General features: G+C 60.9%; 4 protein-coding genes. 3 read left to right on the forward strand and 1 reads right to left on the reverse strand.

The features are described from left to right. Positions 1-607, reverse strand: a 607-nt coding sequence (locus NUW23_10850) for an arginase family protein (protein MCR4426661.1), incomplete at its 3' end; no start/stop codon positions are given. A 224-nt stretch (positions 608-831) separates the two neighbouring features. Between NUW23_10850 and NUW23_10855 the strand changes: the two genes are divergently transcribed. From NUW23_10855 to menC, 3 genes are read left to right on the forward strand one after another with little or no spacing between them, the layout of a single operon-like run. Then, positions 832-2,826, forward strand: coding sequence for a transporter substrate-binding domain-containing protein (locus NUW23_10855; protein ID MCR4426662.1), 1,995 nt, complete (start codon positions 832-834; stop codon positions 2,824-2,826). Further along, a complete protein-coding gene (locus NUW23_10860) occupies positions 2,823-4,280 on the forward strand; it encodes a sigma-54 dependent transcriptional regulator (GenBank protein ID MCR4426663.1) in 1,458 nt (485 codons plus the stop codon). Before NUW23_10855 ends, NUW23_10860 begins: the two co-directional genes overlap by 4 nt. 55 nt (positions 4,281-4,335) lie before the next feature. Continuing rightward, the gene (gene menC / locus NUW23_10865) at positions 4,336-5,445 is read left to right on the forward strand and encodes an o-succinylbenzoate synthase (GenBank protein ID MCR4426664.1); all 1,110 of its coding nucleotides are present in this window, start codon (positions 4,336-4,338) and stop codon (positions 5,443-5,445) included. The last annotated feature ends 121 nt before the right edge of the window (positions 5,446-5,566 follow it).

Consider the following 5,566-nt stretch of genomic DNA (forward strand, 5'->3'; position numbering starts at 1 on the left):
TCACGTTCCCACGCGCTCGCGCAGCAGCGAGATCCACTTCGGAAGTGCGGATACCTCGCGTGCCGATGCTCACGATCTCAGTTACGAACGGAAGCTCCGAGGCTCTTCTGATGGGGCTGGAATTCCCGAGAGTCACACCCGCGACGGTGTCCTTGAAGTCCAGGTGGGCGTCGAGATGGATCAATCCGAAAGGCCCCCGGGCCTCCAGACCTCTCACCACGGGGAAAGTGATGGAGTGATCGCCCCCCAGGACAGCCGGGACTGCACCGGATTGGACGATTCGGGCGACAGCCGTCGTGATCCTCGTGAATGTGTAATCTGTGTCAAGGTAGAGGATGTCTGCATCCCCGCCGTCCACTACCGTGACGTTGTCGAGCATCCGCTCGCCCGTCTCTATATCGAAGTACCCTCGCTCAGAGGATCCTGCCTCGCCAAAGGCGTACCGGGTAGACATGTCCCTGATTGCCCTGGGGCCGAACCTTGTGCCCGGCCTGAAGCCTATTCCGGCGTCATAAGGCACACCGAGTACGACTGCGTCCGCTCCTGCCCCCACTGGGTCCTCCACCACCGGAAGCTTCGCAAACGAGGCGATGCCAGTGAAAGCCATGTTCGCTCGAGGCTCCTGCATATGACCACCCCTGGGATGTGAGGTTGCGCACCTTGTATAAGCAAGAACCGTGCCATGCGAAACCGCAGGTGGAGCCGGTCAATGTGTGCGGATGCGGCACAATATGCCGGGTGCTACCGGCACAATGTGCCGGTCAGGAGGAATGTGGGGGGATCAAAGCGAAAAAACCGAAAAACAGCGGGGATTTGGAGGCGGCGGATGCAGTGCGACTTCCGGGCGGGTCAGACGGTCGACGGGCGACGCTCACATGCATTGTCCTGATCGCAGTGGTGACGGTGTTCGGAGGCCGTACTGTCTGCCTCACTCCGAGCCTTCAGGACGAGCCTGCCGTAATTCGCATTGGCGGGGACAACTACTTCCCGCCGTATGAGTTCGTGTCCGAGACTGGGGTGTACCGCGGGTTCAACGTCGATCTCATGAACGCGGTCGCACTCGAACTCGGAATCAACATAGAGCTCATTCCGATGCCATGGTCGCAGGTGCGGCAGGCGCTCGAGAACGGACTCGTCGATGCAATTCAGGGCATGAAGTACAGCCCGGAACGGGACGTCATATACGACTTCTCCACCCCGTACCTGACTTCGTCGCAGAGCATCTTTGTCAGGCGGGAACGGTTCGACATATCCGACCTCTCGGACTTGCGAGGCCACGCTGTAGCAGTGCAGCGGGGCGACATCTCTCTCGATTCTCTCAGGCGCGTCGGTGGGGCCCGTTCTGTAGTCTTCGAGAACCAGCAGGCGGCGCTGGAAGCCCTGATTGCCGGGGAAGTGGACGCCTTCCTCGGCAACCGTCTTGCGGGAATCTACATGACGCAGCGGAAGATGAAGACCGACGAGATCAAGATGGTGGGAGAGCCTATTGCGCCCGCCCCCTACTGCATGGCATTCCGCGACGGCGACCGGGAACTGGTGGAGCTGTTCAACCGAGGGCTCGCCAGAGTTAAGAAGGCGGGCACTTACGATAGGATCTACCAGAAGTGGTTCGGCGAAGAGATAGAACCGCCCACTGCCTTTCTCAAGGGCCTCATGCGGGTTCTCGGAGCCCTGCTTGGCGCGGCCGCGCTGGTCACACTCGCCGTGATCTACTGGAACTGGACTCTGCGACGGGAGGTCGCCGCACGCACCCGCGAGCTGTCGCAGGTGAACAAGCTTCAGGCCATGATCCTGGAGAACTCCTTCAATGCAATCGTGGCCATAGACGCAGAGTCTCTCATTGTTGCCGCGAATGCCAGCGCGGCTGAGTTCTGTGGTGTGGACGTCTCTGATCTCATCGGGCGACGCTGGGCGGACTCTCCGCTCTCGCGTTTCATCGACAGTGCGCTGGTGTGTGGGACCCTCAGGACCGGAACGGTCCACAGGGACCGGGAGGTCCTGGCCGATGTGGGGGGCTCAGAGCGAGTGATCCGGTTCAACCTCGGGCCTCTTGCGCGAGAGGGCGGCGCGAACGGGGCCATACTGGTGTTCCGAGATGTCACCGACACCAAGCGGCTTGAGGAAGTCGAGGCCACGCACGACAAGATGGAGGCCATGGCCCAGGTAGTCTCCGGGGTAGCACACGAGATTCGCAACCCTCTCACCTCCATCAAGGCCTTCATCGACATGCTGCCTTCCAAGTATGACGTTCCGGGGTTCAGGGAAGAGATCTCCCGTCACCTGCCTGTCGAGATCGACAGGCTGAACGAGATAGTAACTGACCTCATGACCTACGCGAAACCGAGGAAGCCTGCAAGAGAGCAGTTCGACGTGAGCAGCCTGGTGGACTCGGTGCTTGGGGTGTTCCAGTTCGAGGCGGACCGCGTCGGGGTATCACTCCGAGCTTGCGTTCAGCCTGGACTCACCGTATTTGCAGACAGGAACCAGATCAAACAAGTGCTGATAAACCTGGTATTGAACGCGGTCGAGGCGATGTCCGGCCCCGGCGAGGTTCGCGTCGATGCCTGGACGGAGGATGACGACCGCGTGCACCTTGCCGTCTGCGACTCAGGGCCGGGGATCGCGAAAGAGGATCTCAGGCGTGTGGTCGAGCCTTTCTTCACCCGCAAACCCAAGGGCACCGGGCTCGGGCTTTCGGTGAGCTACAAGCTTGTGCAGGAGAATGGCGGGAACCTGGAGATCTCCAGCCTACCCGGCCAAGGCACATCGGTCACTCTGACCCTGCCAACCCGAAACACAGCATCGGAAAGGAGCGCGGGGGTATGAGCAGGAGGCCATCTGTTCTTGTGGTTGACGATGAAGAGGCCATCCTCGCATCTTTGAGGTTTGCGCTGGAAGACCAGTTCGAGGTGGTCAGCGCGTCCAGCCCCGAACACGCAGTCGCGGTCGCGCAGTCTCAGGGCTTTCACGTATGCCTCTTGGACTTGAGGCTCGGAAGTGCGGACGGAATGGATCTCCTGTCCAGACTCCGGCAGGAGCAACCCGACGCGACTTTCGTGGTCATGACCGCTTACGGCAGCATCCGCTCTGCCGTGGACTGCATGAAGGGCGGGGCCCCCGATTACATCACGAAGCCTCTGGACGTAGAGGAGCTGAAGGCAGTCCTGTCGCATGCGGCGGAGAATGCGACGCTCAGACGCACAGTGCGAAGGCTGGACCGGGAGCTTGAGGTTCGCTACGGTCCCGGGGGCCTGATCGGGCGCAGCCCGGGCATGCGCCAGGTTTTCTCGCTGATCGAGAAGGCACGGTGGATCGACTCCAACGTGTTGATCCTGGGAGAGAGTGGAACTGGCAAAGAACTCGTGGCCAAGGCTCTGCACTACACAGGCAAACGCAAACACGGGCCTTTCGAAGCCATCAACTGCTCCGCCATACCATACCCCCTTCTCGAAAGCGAGCTCTTCGGGCACGAAAGGGGTGCATTCACAGGGGCGGTCCGCCGCAAACCCGGGAGGTTCGAGGCAGCCGATGGGGGCACACTCTTTCTCGATGAGATTGGGGACATGGACCCCGGGATCCAGGCGAAAATGCTCCGGGTGATACAGGATAGAAGCGTCACCCCGCTGGGGGGAACATCCCCGCGCAAGGTGGATGTGCGGATCGTCGCCGCGAGCAACAAGGACCTCAGGGCCCAGGTGGAAAAGGGGGAATTCCGGGAGGATCTCTTCTACCGGCTCAATGTGGTCGGGATCGAGCTTCCTCCTCTACGGGAGAGGCGCGAGGATATCCCCCTTCTCGTCCAGCATTTCCTTCACCTCTATAGTCAGAGGTTCGGCAAGGCCGCAACAGGGGTCTCCCCCGAGGCGATGTCGGTGCTCATGGCGGCGGAGTACAGGGGGAACGTCCGGGAACTCGAGAACGTGATCGAACGTGCTGTCGCCCTTCTGGATCCCGAGTCCGAGCCGATCGTTCAGGTGACCGACCTGCCCATCGATTTCGTCAGAGCGAACCCGGAGCACGTATCCCGAAAGGGGCCTGTTGGAGACGGGATACGTACACGGATGGGTTCCGGTCCTTGGTCCACCACTGGCGAGAGTGGTTCGCTTCCCTTCAAGTGGGGTGATACCCTTGAGGACCTGGAACGCAGAGCGATTCTCGAGACTCTCCGCCGCACGCGTGGGAAACGCCAGCTCACCGCGAAGCTGTTAGGGATCAGCGAGAGGTGTCTGAGGAACAAACTGAGGGAGTATCGTGCAGCAAACCAGGGCCTGCAGGAGTAGGATGCGCCCGGAGGCGCCGGGAATCAAAGTCGATGTTGAACAGGGAGAATTGGGAATGCGGATAGACCGAGTTGATCTCATGCATGTCAGAGTCCCGCTCGTGGAGCCATTTCGGATATCAACCGCGTCGGTAGATGTGAAGGACGGAATCCTGTCCCGGGTATGGGAGGCGGACTCGTGTGGCATCGGAGAGTCCTCACCCATGGCAGGGAGTTTCTACTCAGATGAGACGCCCGAGTCCTGCCTTGCCGTGCTCCGGTCGACGCTCGTGCCTGGCCTCCTGGGGACCGAGCTTTCCGGGCCACGAGATTACTCGCGCCTCGCAGGGGCACTACCGGGCAACCATTTCGCCAAGGCCGGTCTCGAGATGGCCTTGTGGGACCTGGAAGCCCGCAGGAAGGGGGTCCCCCTCTACTCCCTGCTCGGGGGACGGGGCGGACCGGTTCCATCCGGACTTGCAGTGGGAATCTACGACACCATCCCCGAGTTGCTTCGGGCGATCGAGCGCTTTCTCGAAGATGGGTATGTCCGCGTCAAGATCAAGATCAAGCCAGGCTGGGACGTCAAGCCCGTCTCGGAAGTCCGACGCGTTTTCGGTGACATACCCCTCTTTGTCGACGCAAACGCCGCGTACACCCTCTCGGATTCCTCGGTCTTCCGGGCGCTCGACGATTTCGGGCTCATCATGTTCGAGCAGCCTTTCCCAGGCGATGCCCTCGATGACCTTGCCGTGCTGCAGGCCATGGTGAAGACTCCGATCTGCCTGGACGAGAGCGCAGACACACTGGAGGCAGTCAAGAGGGCGGTAGAGATCGGCGCGGGACGTATCATCAACATCAAGCTGCAGAGAGTCGGGGGTTTCGGCCCCGCCGTCGAAATCCATGACTATTGCCGCTCGAAGGGCGTGCCTGTATGGTGCGGGTATATGCCGGAGCTCGGTGTGTCCGCCGCAGGCGGGCTGCACATGGCCACCCTGCCGGGGTACGCCTATCCGGCGGACCTCGAACCCAGTCTCAGATGGTTCACGGACGACATCACGAAGCCTCTGATCGAAATGGATTCGCACGGCCGCATCGAAGTCCCCGATTCTCCAGGTCTCGGATTCGACCTGGACATGGCCAAGGTCTTGAAGTATCAGGTGTATTCAGAGACATTCACGGCATAACATTGGTCATGAGGAGGGCACAGCGCCATGGCAAGCAGCGCCTTGACGATTTCCCGTGCCGAGTTCAAAAACCGAATCTACGGGAAGCTCATCCCGGCGGTTCCTGTCCCTTGGACCCGGG

Source organism: Bacillota bacterium, assembly GCA_024655925.1.
Lineage (GTDB): Bacteria > Bacillota > DTU025 > DTU025 > JANLFS01 > JANLFS01.